The 19,535-nt window shown below is 58.2% G+C and carries 12 protein-coding genes; 10 read left to right on the top strand and 2 right to left on the bottom strand.

Going from position 1 to position 19,535, the window contains the following annotated elements; all coding sequences use genetic code 11:
* Positions 1–499 precede the first annotated feature (499 nt).
* Together BEN48_RS17380 and BEN48_RS17385 are read left to right on the top strand one after the other, a co-directional pair.
* Positions 500–994 (top strand): DUF4385 domain-containing protein, encoded by a 495-nt coding sequence (locus BEN48_RS17380; protein WP_070736470.1) that lies wholly within the window; start codon positions 500–502, stop codon positions 992–994.
* A gap of 160 nt (positions 995–1,154) precedes the next feature.
* Entirely contained in the window at positions 1,155–1,640 is a 486-nt protein-coding gene (locus BEN48_RS17385) for a hypothetical protein (protein WP_070736471.1), read from the top strand.
* A 184-nt stretch (positions 1,641–1,824) separates the two neighbouring features.
* Here the strand turns inward: BEN48_RS17385 and BEN48_RS17390 are convergent, their stop codons facing one another.
* Complete coding sequence (locus BEN48_RS17390; protein ID WP_070736472.1) at positions 1,825–3,228, bottom strand: inorganic phosphate transporter; 1,404 nt, start codon at positions 3,226–3,228, stop codon at positions 1,825–1,827.
* A 262-nt stretch (positions 3,229–3,490) separates the two neighbouring features.
* Between BEN48_RS17390 and BEN48_RS17395 the strand changes: the two genes are divergently transcribed.
* The 5 genes from BEN48_RS17395 to BEN48_RS17415 all read left to right on the top strand — a co-directional run bounded on the left by BEN48_RS17395 (position 3,491) and on the right by BEN48_RS17415 (position 12,901).
* Positions 3,491–4,993, top strand: a complete 1,503-nt coding sequence (locus BEN48_RS17395; RefSeq protein ID WP_070736473.1) for a glycine--tRNA ligase — start codon at positions 3,491–3,493, stop codon at positions 4,991–4,993.
* Positions 4,994–5,253: 260 nt separating this feature from the next.
* Complete coding sequence (locus BEN48_RS17400; RefSeq protein ID WP_070736474.1) at positions 5,254–7,698, top strand: efflux RND transporter permease subunit; 2,445 nt, start codon at positions 5,254–5,256, stop codon at positions 7,696–7,698.
* A 49-nt stretch (positions 7,699–7,747) separates the two neighbouring features.
* Entirely contained in the window at positions 7,748–11,164 is a 3,417-nt protein-coding gene (gene ileS, locus BEN48_RS17405; RefSeq protein ID WP_070736561.1) for an isoleucine--tRNA ligase, read from the top strand.
* 167 nt (positions 11,165–11,331) lie between these two features.
* Positions 11,332–11,994, top strand: a complete 663-nt coding sequence (locus tag BEN48_RS17410) for a lipoprotein signal peptidase (RefSeq protein ID WP_070736475.1) — start codon at positions 11,332–11,334, stop codon at positions 11,992–11,994.
* A gap of 235 nt (positions 11,995–12,229) precedes the next feature.
* Positions 12,230–12,901 carry a lipoprotein signal peptidase gene (locus BEN48_RS17415; protein ID WP_070736476.1) on the top strand — a complete coding sequence of 224 codons (672 nt, stop codon included), beginning with the start codon at positions 12,230–12,232 and terminating at the stop codon, positions 12,899–12,901.
* A gap of 41 nt (positions 12,902–12,942) precedes the next feature.
* On the opposite strand, the gene BEN48_RS18365 is transcribed toward BEN48_RS17415, so the two are convergent.
* A complete protein-coding gene (locus tag BEN48_RS18365; RefSeq protein ID WP_083321186.1) occupies positions 12,943–14,010 on the bottom strand; it encodes an outer membrane protein assembly factor BamB family protein in 1,068 nt (355 codons plus the stop codon).
* A gap of 186 nt (positions 14,011–14,196) precedes the next feature.
* Here BEN48_RS18365 and BEN48_RS17425 point away from each other — a divergent pair, with 186 nt between their 5' ends.
* The 3 genes from BEN48_RS17425 to BEN48_RS17435 all read left to right on the top strand — a co-directional run bounded on the left by BEN48_RS17425 (position 14,197) and on the right by BEN48_RS17435 (position 19,404).
* Entirely contained in the window at positions 14,197–16,197 is a 2,001-nt protein-coding gene (locus BEN48_RS17425) for an ABC transporter ATP-binding protein (RefSeq protein ID WP_070736478.1), read from the top strand.
* Between the two features lie 268 nt (positions 16,198–16,465).
* The gene (gene rnr / locus BEN48_RS17430; protein WP_070736479.1) at positions 16,466–18,955 is read left to right on the top strand and encodes a ribonuclease R; all 2,490 of its coding nucleotides are present in this window, start codon (positions 16,466–16,468) and stop codon (positions 18,953–18,955) included.
* Between the two features lie 200 nt (positions 18,956–19,155).
* A complete protein-coding gene (locus BEN48_RS17435) occupies positions 19,156–19,404 on the top strand; it encodes a DUF2695 domain-containing protein (protein WP_083321200.1) in 249 nt (82 codons plus the stop codon).
* Positions 19,405–19,535: the final 131 nt, after the last annotated feature.

Raw genomic sequence — 19,535 nt, forward strand, 5'->3', positions numbered from 1 at the left:
GGATAAGTGGGGCACAAGTTTTTTTGGTGCTTTCCGGACCCGTACAGGGCAAAAGCCGCGGGGATAACCGTGGATAACTTCTCCACCTCATTTCGCCTTCCCACACGCCCATTTGCCGGGGGATAGTGAAAATGTGGACAGTGGGCCCATATGTTGAAAAGATAGTTAACTAACTGATATAAAATATTTTATTTTCCACAATCGGGGTGTATAGCGCGTGGATAAGGCTCTGCTTACCCCCACGTTTTCCACGCTGGGGATAACCTCTCGAGCTTATCCACTTATCAACTGACCTAATGAGTGGGAATAAGAAGGGTTTTTTAGAAAAAAGATTTAACAAAAAATTAAGGTTGGGGAAAACCCGGTTCAAGGGTTTGGTCCCAAGTAAAGGGTTAATAAAAAAAACGGTACACCAAAAGGTCTAGTGCCGCTACCCAGCTGAAAAAGTGGAAAGCTGGCGTGGTTATCCCCACGCTGGGCACTTTGCGTATAGTAGTCCATGCCTTTCGACTATACCCTCGATTTCCACACCCTCGATTTCCGAAAACACCCCGAACTATACCGCGTGGGCCGCGGCGAGCAGGGCGTGCTGCTGGTGCAGCCCTACAAGGGCGAAATCCTGCCCCACTGGCGCTTCAAAGACGCCGCGGCAGCCACCGAGTCGTCGGAGACGATTTACGGCTTGTTTGAGGCGTATTTGAAGGCCGAAGATTTCGTGGGCGCCGACATGGCCCGGAAATTTATCCAGATGGGCTTTACGCGGGCCCGGCGCTACGCCAACCACCGCGGCGGCAAGAAATACGACGGCCCCGTGCCCGACGACAAGAAAGGCCAGAGCGGTGCCCACGGCCGCGCCGAACTCCCGCGCACCACCCACCCCGATGTGGACAAGGTGGAAGCCGCGGCCATTTTCAAGCAGAAGTGGGACGAGGCCAAAGCCCACCCCGAATACATCCGACAGAAAGAAGCATTTGTGGAGAAGTACGGCAAGTAGAACGTCATGCCGAGCGCAGCCGAGGCATCTTGCTCGCTTCGTCATCACGATTGAATTACTGCCCCACGCGAGATGCCTCGACTGCGCTCGGCATGACGGCCTGCCGTATGACGTTCTGTGACACTGCCTACCTTTGTACCTTCCCTTTTAACCCAACCCCATGAGCACTACTCAACCCTCCAGCATCGAGGAAAACGAAATTATTCTGGGCACCGGCATGGGCCCCCTGCGCTTTGGCGCCACCATGGACGAGGTGCGCACCCTGGTGGGCGAGCCCGAGGAGATTGAAGAGTCTGACGACGACGACGACTTCGAGCACCAGGCCTGGAATTACCACGAAGAAGACTACCTGCTCTCGCTCTACTTCGACCGCGAAGATGACTTCCGCCTGAGCTGCATTGAGACCGACAACCCCGGCATGCGCCTCTACGGCGAGGCCATCTACGGCCAGAGCGTGGACCAAATAAAGGCCCTTATGCAGCGCCACAACCAGCTTGAGCCCGAGCTGGAAACCATGGAAGAAGGAGCAGTGCGCCTGTCCTACGAGAAGTCGATGATTGACTTATACTTCGAAGAAGGCGAGCTGCAGTTCGTGAACTTCGGGGTGTTTATCAACGACGACATGGAAGTGCAGTGGCCCAAATAAGGCCGGGTTATCCACATTTGTCGCGGTTTTGACTGTGTATAAGTGGACAAGTCACTAAAAACGGTGGGGTTATCCCCCAGATTTTCCATTTTAGTAGCAAACGCTCGTTTGCTAATGAACCGGGAATAAAAAAGGCTGCCCCGGTGAAGGGCAGCCTTTTTTGTGTTTTGGGTGGTGGGGAACGCTAGCCAAGGATGGCGCGGAACAGCAGAAACAGCAGGCCCGACAGCACCATGGTAACGGGCAGCGTGAGCACCCAGGCCAGGGCGATGTTGCGGACCATGCCGGGGTTGATGTTCTTCACACCGCGGCTGGCCACCATGCTGCCCGCAATGGACGAGGTGAGCACGTGCGTGGTAGAAGCCGGCAAACCAAACTGGGTACTAACGCCAATCATGGCGGCCGTAACCAACTCCGAGGAGGCCCCCTGGGCGTAGCTCAGGTGCTCCTTGCCGATGCGTTCACCAATGGTTTTAACGATGCGCTGCCAGCCTATCATGGTGCCCATGGCCAGCGAAACGCTCACCATCAAGAGCACCCACCACGGGGCGTAGTCGGTGAAGGTGCGCATGTCGGCAATGGAGGCGTCGTAGGTTTTGCGGTCCTGGGTGCTTAGGCTTACTTTTTCGGAGCCGAGCAGCTTTTTGGCGCGGTTGGCAATGAGCAGGATGTCGCGGCGAATCTCGAAGCGGGTTTGCCGGGGCAGGTCTTCAATGTTGGTGGTATTGGCGAAGATGCGGTCGAGGTCGTTGGTCTGGATCTGGATTTCGGCCAGCATCTTGGTGTCGGCCGGGCTCAGTTCGTTGCGGTTCACGCGGGTCATCACGTATTCCACTTGCGCGAGGGACTCGCGCAGGTCGAGCGGGTTCTTGGATTGGTCGAGGGCAAAGTAGCTGGGTACGATGCCGATGAGAATCAGCATGACGAGGCCCACACCCTTCTGGCCGTCGTTAGAGCCGTGGAAAAAGCTCACCAGCGTGCAAGTCACAATCAGCATAAGCCGAATCCAGAGGGGCGGGGGCTTGCGCTTGTGCGGCTCTTTAAAAATGGCTTTGTTGGGCACAAAACGCTTAAACAGAAACATCATGCCGATGGTGAAGGCAAAGCCCAGCAGCGGGCCCACCAGCAGGGCCAGGCCGGTTTCGCCGGCTTTGCCCCAGTTCACGGCCGCGCCGCGGGATTCTGGCAGCAGCGAAAACGCAATGCCCACGCCCAGAATGGAGCCGATAAGCGCGTGGGAGCTAGACGCCGGAATGCCGTAGTACCACGTGCCCACGTTCCAGATAATAGCGCCCAGGATGAGGGCGCCCACCATGGCAATGCCGTGGTATACATTGGTATCGACCAGGCTTTCGACCGGGAGCAGGTACACAATGCCCATGGCCACGCCGATGCCGCCGGCAAACACGCCGATGAAGTTCCAGAACGCCGACCACACCACCGCCACCCAGGGCCGCAGCGTGTTGGTGTAAATAACCGTGGCTACGGCGTTGGCCGTGTCGTGGAAGCCGTTGACGAACTCGAACGCACAGGCTGCCAGCAGGCATACGCCAAGAAGCAAGAGCACGTGAGGTTCTAAACCAAACATAAAGAAGGGATTAGTGAGTACTTAAATTGAATCATACGACAAAGGTAGGGCGGTAGCTTACGGACGCTATGTTACCGAATTGTGACCACTGATAAAACGCGTGGTCATCCTGAGCGCCGCGAAGGACCTTTTCACGGGTGATTCACTGCTCGATGCAAATTGCGCGGCGGTGAGAAGGTCCTTCGCGCGCTCAGGATGACAAGTGGGCGCGCCTTGTACGCACAAGTTTCAGCTTGGGCCACATCGGCCTACTTTTGTGGGCATGAACCCAGCACTCGAAACCACCCAGCTCAAGGATATAGTGGCCCACGCCAAGGAATACGGCTTCGTATTTCAGTCATCGGAAATCTACGACGGCCTGGCCGCCGTGTACGACTACGGCCCCAACGGCGTGGAGCTGAAAAACAACCTCAAGCGCCTGTGGTGGGAGTCGATGACGCAGCTGCACGACAACGTGGTGGGCATCGACGCCGCTATTTTCATGGCGCCGCAAACCTGGGAGGCCAGCGGCCACATAGCTGGTTTCAACGACCCGCTGATTGACAACCTCGACAGCAAGAAGCGCTACCGCGCCGACGTGCTGCTCGAAGAAAAAGCCGCTGAGTATGAGAATGCCAGCGATGCTGCCCGCGGGGCCGCCCTCACCGCCGAGATGGGCCGCCTGCTCACGGCCAACGACCTGGCCGGCGTGCGCCAGCTCATCCTCAACGAGAAAATTCTGTGCCCCGTGTCCAAGACCGGCAACTGGACCGAAGTGCGCCAGTTCAACCTGATGTTCTCGACCCAGGGCTCGGCCGTGGATTCGGACGCGCCGCCCGTGTACCTGCGCCCCGAAACGGCCCAAGGCATTTTCGTGAACTTCCTGAACGTGCAGAAATCGGCCCGCATGAAGGTGCCGTTCGGCATAGCCCAGATTGGCAAAGCGTTCCGGAATGAGATTGTGGCGCGGCAGTTCATTTTCCGGATGCGGGAGTTTGAGCAGATGGAGATGCAATTCTTCGTGCGCCCCGGCACCGAAGGCGAGTGGTACGACACCTGGAAGGCGGCCCGCCGCAAGTTCCACGAGGCGCTGGGCCTGCCCGCCGCCAAGCTGCGCTTCCACGACCACGACAAGCTGGCCCACTATGCCAAGGCCGCCGTGGACATTGAGTACGAATTCCCCTTCGGCTTCAAGGAAATGGAGGGCATTCACTCGCGCGGCGACTTCGACCTGACCCAGCACCAGGCGCTGTCGAAAAAGAAGCAGCAGTACTTCGACGCCGACATTGACCCCGCCACCGGCAAGGCCTACGGCAACTACGTGCCCTTCGTGGTGGAAACTTCGGTGGGCGCCGACCGCCTGTTTCTGGCCACGCTCTGCAATGCTTACGAGGAGGAAACCATTACGGAAGGGGAGGGCGATGCCCAAACCACCAAAACCCGCACCGTGCTGCGGCTGCACCCCGCCGTGGCCCCGGTGAAGGCGGCCATTTTCCCGCTGGTGCGCAAAGACGGCATGCCCGAGAAGGCCCAGGAAATATTCAATGCCCTGAAGTTCGACTTCCGCCTTGTGCTGGAGGAGCGCGACGCCATCGGCAAGCGCTACACCCGCCAGGACCTCATCGGCACGCCCTTCTGCATTGTGGTAGACGGCCAGACCCTGGAAGACAACACCGTGACCGTGCGCCACCGCGACTCCCGCGAGCAAACTCGCATGCCGATTTCGGAGCTGAAGAGCTACATCGGCGAGGCCGTGAGCTTCAAGCGGATTTTTGAGCAACTGTAGAAAGTTGACCGGCGCACGCGGAAACCTCACGAGACCCTTGTGGGGCAGGCCCCTCTCCAAAAGAGAGGGGAGCCTAATGAATCTTGCGGTAGCCTTTATCAAAGCCCCAACTCAATCCAGAGTTGGGGCTTTTTGGTGATTATAACATCGCATTCTGGAAATTTTGGGTGACGTCAGGCTCCCCTCTCTTTTGGAGAGGGGCCGGGGGTGAGGTTCCCGCGTCAGGCCCTTAATGTAACTTTGCCTTTTTGCAGGGTTTTATGTGGGAGCGTCTCGCTTATTTCATCATCCGGTTTCGTCTGTCGCTGATTGCGGTGTTGGCCGTTATCACCGTGTTCATGGCCTGGAAAGCCAAGGATGTGGAGATGACCTACGACTTTGCCCAGGTGGTGAGTCCGAACGACCCGGACATGATTTATTTCCAGGACTTTAAGAAGACTTTTGGGGAAGACGGCAACGTGCTGGTGCTGGGCCTGCAGGACAGCTCCGTGTACAAGCTGGGCAACTTTAATGAGTTCCGTCGCCTCACCGATACTCTTGCCCGAATAGAAGGCGTGAACGGCGTGCTTAGCGTGAGCAAGCTGCTGAACATCAGCAAAGACACGGCTACCAACAGCTTCCGGGCCACGCCCATTTTTGGCACCGCGCCCCGCACCCAAGCTGAACTGGATAGCCTGATGCGGGTGGTGAACAGCGTGGAATTCTACAAGGGCCAGCTCATCAGCCCCGTCACCGGGGCCACGCTGCTGGCCCTCACCATGGACCCGAAGTACCTGAATTCGTCGCGCCGGCAGGCGGTGATGAACAACATTCTGGGCTTCTCCACGCAGTTTGAGAAGAAGACGGGCATCAAGCTACACTACGCCGGCCTGCCCTACGTGCGCTCCACCATGACGAGCAAGGTGGCCTCGGAAATGAAGTTTTTCACCATTCTGGCCATGGTGGTCACGGGGCTCACGCTGCTGGTGTTCTTCCGAACGTGGTCGGCGGTGGTGTTTCCGCTCATTGTGGTGGGCGTCACGGTGGTATGGTGCATAGGCTCCATTGTGCTGCTGGGCTTCAAAATAAACCTACTTACGGGGCTGATTCCCAGTATTATCGTCGTTATCGGTATACCGAACTGCACCTACCTGCTGAGCCGCTACCACTACGACTACCGAAAATCGGGCAACCAGATGCTGGCCATGACGCGGGTAATCCGCAAAATTGGCCTCGTCACGCTCATGAACAACACGACCACGGCCGTGGGCTTCATCGTGTTTGCCTTCACCGATATTGCCATTCTTTACCAGTTCGGGCTGGTGGCCACGGTCAATATTTTCGCGGCCTTCGTCATCAGCTTCATTCTGATTCCGGCCGTGTTCAGCATGTTGCCGCCTCCCACGCCCAAGCAGCTGGAGCACCTCGACGCCAAGCCGCTCACCAAGCTGCTGGAGTTTTTCGACCACCTTGTGCTCGACCGACGGCCCACCGTGTACGTGGCGGCATTGGTGCTGATTGCGGGCGCGGCCTTCGGCATTTCGCGCATCGAATCCGTGTCGTATATGGTGGACGACCTGCCCAAGAAAAGCTCCGTTAATGCCGATTTGGCCTTCTTCGAAAGTCACTTCAACGGCGTGATGCCGCTGGAATTTGAAGTCGATACCCACAAAAAGCGCGGCCTGCTGAAGCTCAAGAACCTGGAAAAAATCGACCAGTTCGAGAAGTTTCTGCGGACGCAGCCGGAACTGTCGCCGCCCGTCAGCCTGGTTACCTTCCTCAAGGCCAGCACGCAGGCTTTTTACAACGGCGACCCCCAGTTTTTCCGGCTGCCCGATAATTCGGAGCGGCCTTTTATCCTCACTGCCCTGGCCAACTCCAAGGGCGCCGGCAACGAGGCGGGCATGAACAGCAAGCTCCTGCGCTCCTTCGCCGACAGCACTGGCCAGAAGGCCCGCATCAGTTTGAAAATCGCCGATATCGGCTCGCAAAACCTCGATTCGCTGATGAACAAGCGCATCCTGCCCGAGATGAACCGCATTTTCAAGGGTTCGGGCATGGACATCCGGCCCACCGGCACCACCATCATCTTCACCAAGGGCAACGAGTACATCATACACACGCTGCGCGAAAGCCTGTTTCTGGCCTTTGGGCTGGTGGGCCTGGTAGTGCTCATCCTGTTCCGCTCGGCCCGCACGGTGCTGTTTGCCCTGATACCGAATGCCGTGACGCTGGTGCTCACGGCCGGCATCATGGGCTTTTTCAACATCCCGCTCAAGCCCAGCACGGCCCTGATTTTCGTGATTGCGCTGGGCATCGACGGCGACAACTCCATTCACCTGTTGGCCAAGTTCCGGCAGGAAATGGCCCTCAACGGCAACCGCGTGCGCGAAGCCGTGTCGGTGACACTGAGCGAGGCCGGCACCAGCATGATTTACACCAGCATCGTGCTGTTTGTGGGCTTCAGCATCTTCGCTTTCAGTGAGTTCGGGGGCACCAAGGCACTGGGATTGTTAATGTCGGCGTCGTTGTTAATCACCAACTTCTCCAACCTGATTTTGCTGCCCGCCATGCTCATCACCTTCGACCACGGCAAAGGCAACCTGATTGACAACAACGCGTTGATTCGCCACTACGACGAGTCGTACCACGAAGAAGACGACGATGCCGAACTGAACCTGGCCCGCATGAGAAAGGAAGGCGACGTAGGCACGTATGAGATTTAAGAATTAACACACAGCATGACGTGCTAAAGAATTGATAACAACCCAATTCATGAAATACCCCGAATACAAGCAGCCGCTCAACTACGGCCAGCTCGGCGAGGACATCCTCGCCTGGTGGAAGGAGCACGGCATTTTTGAAAAGAGCGTAAGCAGCCGCGAAGGCCAGCCCACGTTCGTGTTTTACGAAGGCCCGCCTTCCGCCAACGGCGCACCCGGCATCCACCACGTGATGGCGCGCACAGTGAAGGACATTTTCTGCCGCTACCAGACGCTGCTGGGCAAGCAGGTGCCCCGCAAGGGCGGCTGGGATACCCACGGCCTGCCCATCGAGCTGCAGGTGGAGAAGGAGCTGGGCATCACGAAGGAGGACATCGGCCACAAAATCAGCATCGCCGACTACAACCAGCGTTGCAAGGAAACCGTGATGCGCTTCAAGGCGCAGTGGGACGACCTGACCGAGAAAATGGGCTACTGGGTCGACCTCGACGACCCCTACGTGACCTTCGAGCCGGAGTACATCGAGAGCTGCTGGGCGCTGCTCAAGAAGCTCTATGACAAAGGTTTGCTCTACAAAGGCTACACCATCCAGCCCTATTCGCCGGCGGCCGGCACCGGCCTCTCGTCGCACGAGCTGAACCAGCCCGGCACCTACAAGGACGTGAAGGACACGACCGTTGTGGCGCAGTTCAAGGTGAAGCATGGCGAAGCTGCTGAGAAGCTTTTTGCCGCTGCTGGTGCTGATGCGAACGTGTACATCCTGGCCTGGACGACCACGCCGTGGACGCTGCCCGCTAACACGGGCTTGGCAGTGGGTAAGAACATTCAATACCAACTCATCAGCACGTTCAATCCCTATACTTTTGAGCCAATTCATGTAGTACTGGCTAAGTCACTTGTGGGCCGATATTTTCTGGAAAAGGAAAAGGTTGGCAAGTTTATCATGCCTGCTGATTTCCTTTCAGGCAACTATAAAAAAGCATTGACTTGGAGTGTGGAAGGCGAATTCACCGGTGCTGACCTCATCGACATCAAGTACGAGCGCCTGTTTGATTTCACGCCGTTTGAAGGAGAGGAGCGGGCTTTCCGCGTCATCAATGGCGACTTCGTAACCACGGAGGACGGCACTGGCATCGTGCACATCTCGCCCACGTTTGGCGCCGATGACTTCCGGGCCGCGCAGCTGGCGGATATCCCGGCGCTGATGGTGCCGGATGCCGAAGGCACGCTTGGCCCCATCGTGGACCGGACGGGCCGCTACGTGCCCCAAATGGGCGAGTTTGCGGGCCGCTGGGTGAAAAACTACGACGGCCACGACGAGACCGGGGCAGACTACAAGACGCTGGACGAGAGCATCGTAATCAAGATGAAGGGCGACGGCACGGCCTTCAAAGTGGAGAAGTACGAGCACACCTACCCGCACTGCTGGCGCACCGACAAGCCCGTGCTCTACTACCCGCTCGATTCCTGGTTCATCAAGACCACGGCGGTGAAGGACCGGCTCATCGAGCTCAACAAAACCATCAACTGGAAGCCCGAAAGCACCGGCACCGGCCGCTTCGGCAACTGGCTGGAGAACCTAGTAGACTGGAACCTGAGCCGCTCGCGCTACTGGGGCACCCCGCTGCCCATCTGGCGCAGCCAGGACCGCACCGAGGAAATCTGCATCGGCAGCATCGCGCAGCTAAAGGCGGAGATTGACAAGGCCGTAGCGGCCGAAGTCATGACCCACAACCCCTACGCCAACGGCGAAAAAGTAGACCTGCACCGCCCCTACGTCGACGATATTTTCCTCGTCAGCCCCACCGGCCAGCCCCTGTACCGCGAGGCCGACCTCATCGACGTGTGGTTTGATTCCGGGGCCGTGCCCTACGCGCAGTGGCACTACCCAATTGAAAACGCCGACGTTTTTGCCAAGAATTTCCCCGCCGATTTCATCGCCGAAGGCGTAGACCAGACGCGCGGCTGGTTCTTCACGCTGCACGCGCTGGCCGTGATGCTGGAAGACTCTGTGGCCTTCAAAAACGTGATTGCCAACGGCCTCGTGCTGGCCAAAGACGGCCAGAAGATGAGCAAGCGCCTCGGCAATGCCGTGGACCCGTTTGCCACCATCAAGCAGTTCGGCCCCGATGCCACCCGCTGGTACCTTATCGCCAACGCACCACCGTGGGACAACCTCAAGTTTGACCCCGCCGGCGTGACCGAAGTGCAGCGCCGCTTCTTCGGCACGCTCTTCAATACGTACTCATTCTATGCGCTTTACGCGAATTTGGATGAGTTTCAGACCCGCGAATTTGACCGGATTCCGCTGGCCGATTTGAGCGAGCTTGACCGCTGGATTCTCAGCAAGCTGCAGTCGCTGATTGTGGAAGCGCGCGGTCACCTCGATAATTACGACCCCACGAAGGCCGCCCGCGCCATCCAGGATTTCGTGACCGACCAGCTCTCGAACTGGTACGTGCGCCTCTCGCGCCGCCGCTTCTGGAAGGGCGAAATGACCGCCGACAAGCAGGCCGCCTTCGAAACCCTGCAGCAATGCTTGGTGGTGGTGGCCCAGCTGATGTCGCCTATCGCGCCCTTCTTCGCCGAGTGGCTGTATAAGAACATGACCGACGGCATGCGCGCCGAGGCCGTGGCCAAAAACACGCCCCTGGCCCCGGAATCAGTGCATTTGACGCTGCTGGTGGAAGCCGAAACCAACCTCATCGACCTCAAGCTGGAGGAGCGGATGGAGTTGGCCCAGCGCATCAGCTCGCTGGCCCACTCGCTGCGCAAAAAGTCGGTGCTGAAGGTGCGCCAGCCCCTCCAGCGCATCCTAGTGCCAGTGCTGAACGACACGACCAAGGAGCAAGTCGGCCTCGTGGAGGACCTGATTTGTGCCGAAATCAACGTGAAGCACATCGAATTCCTCGATGACGAGAGCGAAAGCGGCGTGCTGGTAAAATCGGTGAAGCCCAATTTCAAGCGCCTCGGCCAGCAATACGGTCCGCGCCTGAAGGCCGTGGGTGCCCGCATTCAGGCCATGACGGCCGCCGAAATCTCCACGCTGGAGAAGGAGGGAAGCCTCGCCGTGGAAGTGGATGGCCAACCCATCACGCTGGCGCCCGACGACGTGGAAATCCGCACCGACGACCTGCCTGGCTGGCTCGTGGCTACCGATGGCCCCCTCACCGTGGCCCTCGACGTGACCCTGACCGACGCGCTGCGCCAGGAAGGCCTCGCCCGCGAGCTGGTGAACCGCCTCCAGAACCTACGCAAAGACTCGGGCCTGGAAGTGCAGGACAAAATCCGCGTCACGCTGGCCGACCAGCAGCCTGAGCTAACGGCCGCCGTGGCCGCCTTCGGCGACTACATCCGCACCGAAACGCAGGCCCTCGCCCTCACCTTCGCCGCCGACGTGAATGGTGGCTCGGTGCTTGAATTCGACGAATACTCGGTGCCGGTTCTGTTGGAGGTCGCAACTGCCTGATGCTGAACGACTCGCTGGGGGTGAAAATTCCCAGCGAGTCCTCGGTCGCACAAACACTCAATAAGCTCGTCTTTGGTGGTCTAAAACCACAGACAGTCAGTTATAAAAGGTATAAAAAGATGGTAATAACACAGTCCGTTGCTCCCGCTACTTTTGGCACCGCCTGAATGCACCCAACTCTCTCCAATCGCCAGCAATCCGCCGCTAAATTCTTCCTGCTGGCCCTGCTCATCATCGTCATCGACCAACTCTCGAAGTGGGCCGTGCACACCTACATGCAGCCCGGTATGGCGGGCGAAATCCCCGTTTTCGGTAACTGGTTCAAGCTGCATTACACGCTTAATCCGGGCATGGCCTTCGGGGCCGAGCTACCGGCGCCCTATGGCAAGCTGGTGCTCACGGCTTTTCGCTTGGTGGCCGTCTTTGGCCTGAGCTACTACATCATCCGCCTCTGCAAGCAGCGCGCTTCGGGCGGCTACATCGCCTGCATGGCCCTAATTCTGGGCGGGGCCGTGGGCAACCTGATTGACTCGATTTTCTACGGCATCGTCTACGATAATGCCCCTTTTGCCTCGCCCACGCGCTGGTTCTACGGCCAAGTGATTGATATGCTCTACGTGGACATTTACGAAGGGTTTCTGCCCCAAAACTGGCCGTTGCTGGGAGGTAAGTATGTGTCGCTCTGGCCTATATTTAATGTTGCTGATGCCTCCATTTTTGTTGGGGTAGCTTTTATTCTGCTTAATCAGAACCGTTTTTTCAAGCAGGACGAGCCGGTGGTTGCCCACCGCGAGCCACTGGTAGCTCCGGATTCGGAGAATCTGGGGTAGCTGCACACGCGTTCACCTCACCCCCTGACCCCCTCTCCAAAAAAGAGGGGGCACCGGTTCGGACCAAGAGTGACAAAGAGAAAGAGCCCAGCGCATTGCGTCGGGCTCTTTTTATGTTTTAAAACTCGCAAAAGCATTTCCGGTGCCCCCTCTTTTTTGGAGAGGGGGTCAGGGGGTGAGGTTGACGCGGGGGGCGACACTTCCTACCGTTCTTTGCAGCCCCATCCCGCTTGCAATGCACCCAGCCCTGACCATCCGTCCACATTCCGCCGTCAAGTTCTTCCTGCTGGCCCTGTTTATCATCGCCATCGACCAGCTCTCGAAGTGGGCTGTGCATACCTACATGGAGCCCGGTTCGGCCGGCGAAATCCCGCTTTTAGGAGAGTTTGTCAAGCTGAATTACATTTTGAATCCCGGTATGGCTTTCGGTGCGCAACTGCCCGCCCCCTACGGCAAACTGATTCTGACCGCCTTCCGCAGCGTGGCCGTGGTGGGGTTGGTGTACTACATCATTCACCTGTGCCGCCAGCGCGTGGCAGCAGGATACATCGCCTGCATGGCCCTGATTCTGGGCGGCGCGCTCGGCAACCTCATCGACTCGGTTTTCTACGGAATTATCTACGATAACGCCCCTGTAGGGTCGCCCACGCGCTGGTTCTACGGCCAGGTCATCGACATGATTTTCGTGCCGCTGTACGTGGGGTATTTCCCCGAATCATGGCCCCTTATCGGCGGCAGCTACAGCAGCGGTTTCCCCATCTTCAACATCGCCGATTCCTCCATCTTCATCGGCGTAGCGCTGATTCTGCTCAACCAGAGCCGCTTTTTCAACGAATCGCAGCCAGTAGCCGCCCCGCACCAGGAAAGCGCGCCCTTAGTCGCTCCAGACGCTGAGAAGCTGGCGTAGTAGGGGAGGAGCAGCGCTTCAGTTGGGCGAAGTCAGAGCTATTATTTCAAACACCATAATTCGTTGCCCCCAGTAGGAATATATAGCGTGTTGTTTGCCACGAGTGGGTCCGCTATACCGTAGTTAAAAGATTCTTTGAAAAGAAGCTTTCCTGTCTGGCTATCTAGGCAGTACAGATTGCGAGCCGTAGTGCCAAAGTAGACGCCTTGCTGGAAGCGACAAAATTGCGTCGATACCTCTTCCTTAGGTTGTAATTTGGTAGTCCACAAAATTTGTCCCGTACCAGTACTTAGGCAAACTACTTGTTCATCATAAGTAGCAACGATAACCTGACTTGCTTGCACGAGTGGTTGGAACAGAGCCTCGCACTTCAAAACCGTACTCCAAATCTCTCTGCCGTTAGTATAGTTGAGTAGTTTAACCTTCCCGCCCTTGTAATATTTATCATTGCATACCACCAGCCCATCGGGAGAGGCAACAGGGTCCGAACTAGCATAGTCTGGATAACTAGTAGCCCAATCTATCTTACCTGTCTTGTTATCTACTGCCAATAAGCTGTCCGATAGTCCCCACATACCTACATAAAGCTTATTTGCTCGTAATAGCGGCTGGTTAGTTGATAAGCTTACTGCGGGTTGCGGCAAGTGCCAAACGGTCTCGCCATTGCTTGCCTTTATTGCCCATAAGCCATCAGCACGAACTGGAATATAGAGAATGCTGTCTCGCTCGAGTAAGGCATTCTTAACGCGGCCAGCCGTCTTCCGCTTCCAAACCAGATTGCCTGAGGAGTCTAGGCAGTACACATTTAAATCAAAGCTGGAGAAGTAAATTCTGTTTCCGGAAATAATGGGCGGATAGTAAGGGTTATCACCCGTTTTAAAAGTTAGCTTGATTTTGCCATTGGCTATATTCGCCGCGGAGAACACGTTATTAAAGCTGCCAAAATAGAGCAGACTATCCTTAAGAAGCAGCGAAGAGGTTATCCAGTTGAGTTTGGGGTTTCGCCAGAGAAGCTTTACATGTTGACTGTTATCATCGACTGGCTTGCGATTGGTAGAACAGGCTACTAAGAAGGCTGATAAACAAATAATTATTTTATTGCTATTCATAATGCAATGGCTTCTTTTTTAAAAAGTTGTTCCCCGCCAAAGTAAGTAGGATTTTAAACGAATACCATTTAAAGTAAAATCAATACTGCTCAGCACGCTTTATCTCAGATAATAGCGCCTCGCTATGCGCTGCATGACGTTCTTGCGTATCCAAAACCACCCCCAAATCTGCCCATAATTCCCTCCGTGCCCAACCCGCTGCTCACCGTTTCCAACCTCACCATCGACTTCTCCAGCCACCGCGGCGACGTTCGGGCCGTCGACAACGTGTCGTTTGAGCTGCACCGGGGCGAAACGCTGGCCATTGTGGGCGAGTCGGGCTCGGGCAAGTCCGTGACGTCGCTGGCGCTGCTGGGGCTCATTCCAATGCCGCCCGGCCGCATTGCCAGCGGCCAGGCCCTCTTCCAATCCGAAAAGCTGGGCGAAACCGACCTGCTGAAACTCTCCGAAACCGACCTGCGCCAGGTGCGCGGCAACGACATCGGCATGATTTTCCAGGAGCCGATGACCTCGCTGAACCCCGTGTACACCTGCGGCAGCCAGGTGGTGGAAGCCCTGCACCTCCATACCGACCTCAGCCCGGCCGCCGCCAAGGCCCGCACCATCGAACTGTTCAGCGAGGCGCAACTGCCGCGCCCCGAAAGCATCTTCGGCAGCTACCCGCACGAAATCTCGGGCGGCCAGAAGCAGCGCGTGATGATTGCCATGGCCATGGCCTGCCGCCCGGCCCTGCTCATCGCCGACGAGCCCACCACGGCCCTCGACGTGACGGTGCAGGCCCAGATGCTGCGCCTCATCGACGACCTGCGCCGCCAGCGCAACACCGCCGTCCTCTTCATCACCCACGACCTCGGCGTGGTGGCCGAAATCGCCGACCGCATTCTGGTGATGTACCGGGGCAAGGTGGTGGAGCAGGGGAGGGTGCTGGATATTTTTTCAAATCCGCAACATCCGTACACAAAAGGCCTGTTGGCGTGCCGTCCGCGCCTCTCGGTGGGCAAAAAACGCCTCCCCGTGGTGGCTGATTTCATGCGGGAAGACGCCAGCGGGCAGTTGCTGGCCCAGCCCGAGCCCGTTGTTTCGCTTCCAGATGAGGCACTTGCGGAATCTTCGCCCGAAGTGGAAGCCCAGCAGTTAGCCGATAAAACTGAAACCACCAAAACGTTCCCCGTGGAACATGGCGTTTTGGGGGATGTTCCACGGGTGGGCGGTTCCGCGCAGGCGTTCACCTCACCCCCTGACCCCCTCTCCAAAAAAGAGGGGGCACCGGTTCGTGAGGATGAATCTTCAATTGAAATATCCAAGAGCATTTCCGGTGCCCCCTCTTTTTTGGAGAGGGGGTCAGGGGGTGAGGTTTTGGCCGCGCCTTTGCTGGAGGTAAAAAACCTCCAGGTCTACTTCCCGCTCCGCAAGGGCTTCTTCCACCGAGCCACCGATTACGTGCGGGCCGTGGACGATGTCAGCTTCACGCTGTACCCCGGTGAAACCATTGGGCTGGTAGGGGAGTCGGGCTGTGGCAAAACCACCCTCGGCCGGGCGCTGCTCCGCCTCACGGAACCAACGGCGGGCAGCATCCTGTTTGAAGGAACCGATTTGGCGAAGCTGTCAAGCGGGGAATTGCGCCACCGTCGGCGCGATTTGCAGCTGGTGTTTCAGGACCCCTACGCTGCCCTCAACCCGATGCTGACCGTGGGCGAAGCTATCTGGGAGCCGATGCGCGTGCATAACGTGGGCGGCACCCGCCAGCAGCAAAAAGCAAAAGTATTGGAGCTGCTGCGCACCGTGGGGCTGCGCGAGGAGCACTTCCAGCGCTACCCGCACGAGTTCAGCGGCGGGCAGCGGCAGCGCATCTGCATTGCCCGGGCGCTGGCATTGCAGCCCAAGCTGATTGTCTGCGACGAGTCGGTTTCGGCCCTCGACGTCTCGGTGCAGGCGCAGGTCCTGAACCTGCTCAACGACCTCAAACGCGAGTTCGGCATCACCTATCTGTTCATCACCCACGACCTGTCGGTGGCCCGGTTTATGAGCGACCGGCTGCTGGTCATGCACCAGGGTCGCATCGTGGAGAGCGGCCCGGCAGCGGCCATCTACGCCGCGCCGCAGCACGAATACACCCAGGGCTTGCTGGCCGCTATTCCCAAAGACAGCCTGGCCGACATCGAAGCCGCCGTGGCCAGTCGGGCCTAACGTCTGGCGGGGCCAGCAGCTCGTCATGCTGAGCGTAGCCGAAGCAGCTTTACGGCTTCGTTGCTGCCGATTTAATTACTTGCACGGTAGAGATGCTACGCTCCGTTCAGCATGACGGAGAAAGGGAAGCTGAATACAGCCACATTTCAAATAAATAACCTCCCGGCCCGGCTCGCGTTTCACTACGTGGCGCGGCCCCGCCGCCAACCTCATTTTTCCGCTCTCGCCGCCTGCGACCAATCAACCTTTCGGCGGCCGCTTTTTTTACATGAATACCCCCGAAAACCCCAAGGCTCCCCGCGCCAAGCGCGAAAAGCCCGAACCCACCGCCATCAGCCAGGAACAAGTGCTGAGCGCCTTTACCGAAAACCCTACCAAGGTCCTCGCCTACCGGCAGCTCTCGCGCCGCCTCGGTGTCACGACCAAGGGCCAGCGCGAGGAAATCTTCGCCCACATCAAGACGCTGCGCAAGCAAGGCCTTATTACCCTGCTGCAGAACGACGAATACCGGCTGGCTGATACCGAAGCTGTGGCGGCGGCCCCCGTGCCTTCTAAGGCCCGTAAACCGACCAAAAAAGCCAACCCGCCAGTGGAGCCACCCCGCAACCGTTCGGTGCAGGCCCAGTTTGGCCAGGACCCCATTGTGCACCGCCGCCGCGCGGCCGGCTTCGATTACGTGGACGGCGACGACCGCCCCGAGCGCGCGCCGTCTAACACGGTCATCGGCACCGTGGATTTGGCTACGCCCAACTTTGCCTTTGTGGTGCCCGAGGGCGTGGATGGCGGCGACGACATTCGCGTGTTTACCGACCAGCTCAAGTTCGCCCTGCAGGGCGACGTGGTGCGGGTGCGGCTGCGCAGCGGCTCCCGCGACGGCCGTCCCATGGGCGACGTGGTGGAAGTGCTCAAGCGCGTGCGCCCCGAGGTAGTGGGCCGCATCCAGATTCAGGGCACGCTGGGCTTTGTGAAAGCCGACAACCGCAAGGTGTATTTCGATGTGTTTGTGCCGCCGCACTTGCTACACGAGTCGCGCAACGGCGACAAGGTGCTGGTGCGCATCAACGAGTTTCCGGAGGACAGCGGCCGCCAGCCGGTGGGCGAGGTCATTCGCAACTTCGGGCAGGCCGGCGGCAACGAAGCCGAGATTAACGCCATCATGGCCGAGTTTGGCTTGCCGTTTGAATTCCCTGAGGAAGTGCAGACTGAGTCGGAAGGCATCAGCGAAGTGATTTCGGAAGATGAAATTGCCCGCCGCCGCGACTTCCGCAACGTCACCACCTTCACCATCGACCCGGCCGACGCCAAGGACTTTGACGATGCCCTGAGCATTGAGAAGCTGGAAAACGGCCACTGGGAAATTGGCGTGCACATCGCCGACGTGACCCACTACGTGCGCCCCGGCACCGAGCTGGAGCGCGAGGGAAAGCACCGCGCCACGTCGGTGTACCTCGTAGACCGCGTGATTCCAATGCTGCCCGAGCGCCTGAGCAACGGCCTATGCTCGCTGCGGCCCCACGAAGACAAGCTGACCTTCTCGGCCGTGTTTGAGCTGGACGAAGACGGCAAGCTCTACGAGTCGTGGTTTGGCAAAACCATCATTCACTCCGACCGCCGCTTCAGCTACGAGGAGGCGCAGGAGCGCATCGAGAGTAAGGCCGGCGACCACGCCGAGCACATCAACGTGATGAACGACATGGCGCACAAAATCTGCGCCCAACGCTTCAAGCAGGGAGCCATCACCTTCGAAACCCAGGAGGTGAAGTTCCGCCTGGACGAAGCCGGCAAGCCCCTCGGCGTGTACGTGAAGGAGCGCAAGGACGCGCACAAGATGATTGAGGAGTTTATGCTGCTCGCCAACCGCAAGGTGGCCGAGTTCGTGTTCAACCTCAAAAAGACCAAGCCGCGCTTCACCATGGTGTACCGCACCCACGACGCGCCCGAGCCCGAACGCCTCCAGACTTTTGCCCTCTTCGCCCAGAAGTTTGGCTACAAGCTGAAGCTCGAAAACCCGAAGAAAATCAGCACCGAGCTCAACAACCTTAGTTCGGAGGTGATGGGCAAGCCCGAGCAGAACGTGCTCCAGGGCCTGGCCATCCGGACCATGGCCAAGGCCATTTATAGCACCGAGCCCCTCGGCCACTTCGGCCTGGCTTTCGACCACTACTCGCACTTCACGTCGCCCATCCGCCGCTACCCCGACATGATGGCCCACCGCCTGCTGGAACACTACCTGCTGGGCGGCAAGAACGTGCCCGTCGACCCCGTGGAGGAAGAGTGCAAGCATTCCTCGGCCCGCGAAAAACTAGCCGCCAACGCCGAGCGCGCCAGCATCAAGTTCAAGCAGGTGGAGTTCATGGCCGATGAAATCGGCAACACGTTCAAAGGCGTCGTGTCGGGCCTCACGGAGCGCGGCATGTACATCGAAATCGAGGAGAACAAGTGCGAAGGCATGGTCCGCATCAGCGACATTCCCGGCGACACCTACGAGCTCGACAAAGACAACTACCGCATCGTGGGCCGGAGCAACAAGCGCATCATCCAGTTCGGCGACGAGATGATGGTAGTCGTTAAATCAGCCAACCTGCTCGACCGCACCATCGACTTCGAACTGGTAGACGACCGCCCCGACCACGTGAAAAAGCGCGAAGCCGACGAGCGCAAGCAGCGCAGCAGCGAGCCCCGCGGCTACCGCGACCACAGCGGCGGCGGCAAGGGTGGCAGCAAGGGCGGCGGCGGTTTTAAGGGGAAGCGGCGGTAGCTTCTGAATCCAGCACTTAACCTCACCCCCGGCCCCTCTCCAAAAGAGAGGGGAGCCTGATGATTTTCGAATGACATCTTAAGCCCCGTCTCAATCCAGAGCCGGGGCTTTTTGTGTAGCTTTATCCCGAGCCCATTCACCTTTGAGTTATGCCATCTCAGGAAGAAAAGGGGCGCCGGAAGGCTATCCAAAACGAGCTAATGAAAAAGGCCGATGCGGAGAGACTTGCGGCGCTGCCGATGCCAAAAGAGAAGCTGCAAGAATTCTTCGATTACCTCGACCAGCAACTGGAAGAGCATGATTGCGACGATACACTGCGCTTCACCCAGCAATTCGCTGCCAGCCGCAACCTCGCATTTGAGCCCATCAAGCAGTGGCTAGGCGACTACGGCGGCTATTGCGACTGTGAAGCTTTGGCAAATGTGGAGGAGAAATACGAGGGCTTATAGAACAGTTCCAGGCTGGACGGTTATTCCACAAGCGCCGCCGTGGCTCCCCTCTCTTTTGGAGAGGGGCCGGGGGTGAGGTTCCCCGGCCGCGCCGTTGAAACCGGCAGCGCCGCCTGCCGTTCTTTGCACTA

Origin of the sequence: Hymenobacter glacialis, assembly GCF_001816165.1 — a bacterium.
Lineage (GTDB): Bacteria > Bacteroidota > Bacteroidia > Cytophagales > Hymenobacteraceae > Hymenobacter > Hymenobacter glacialis.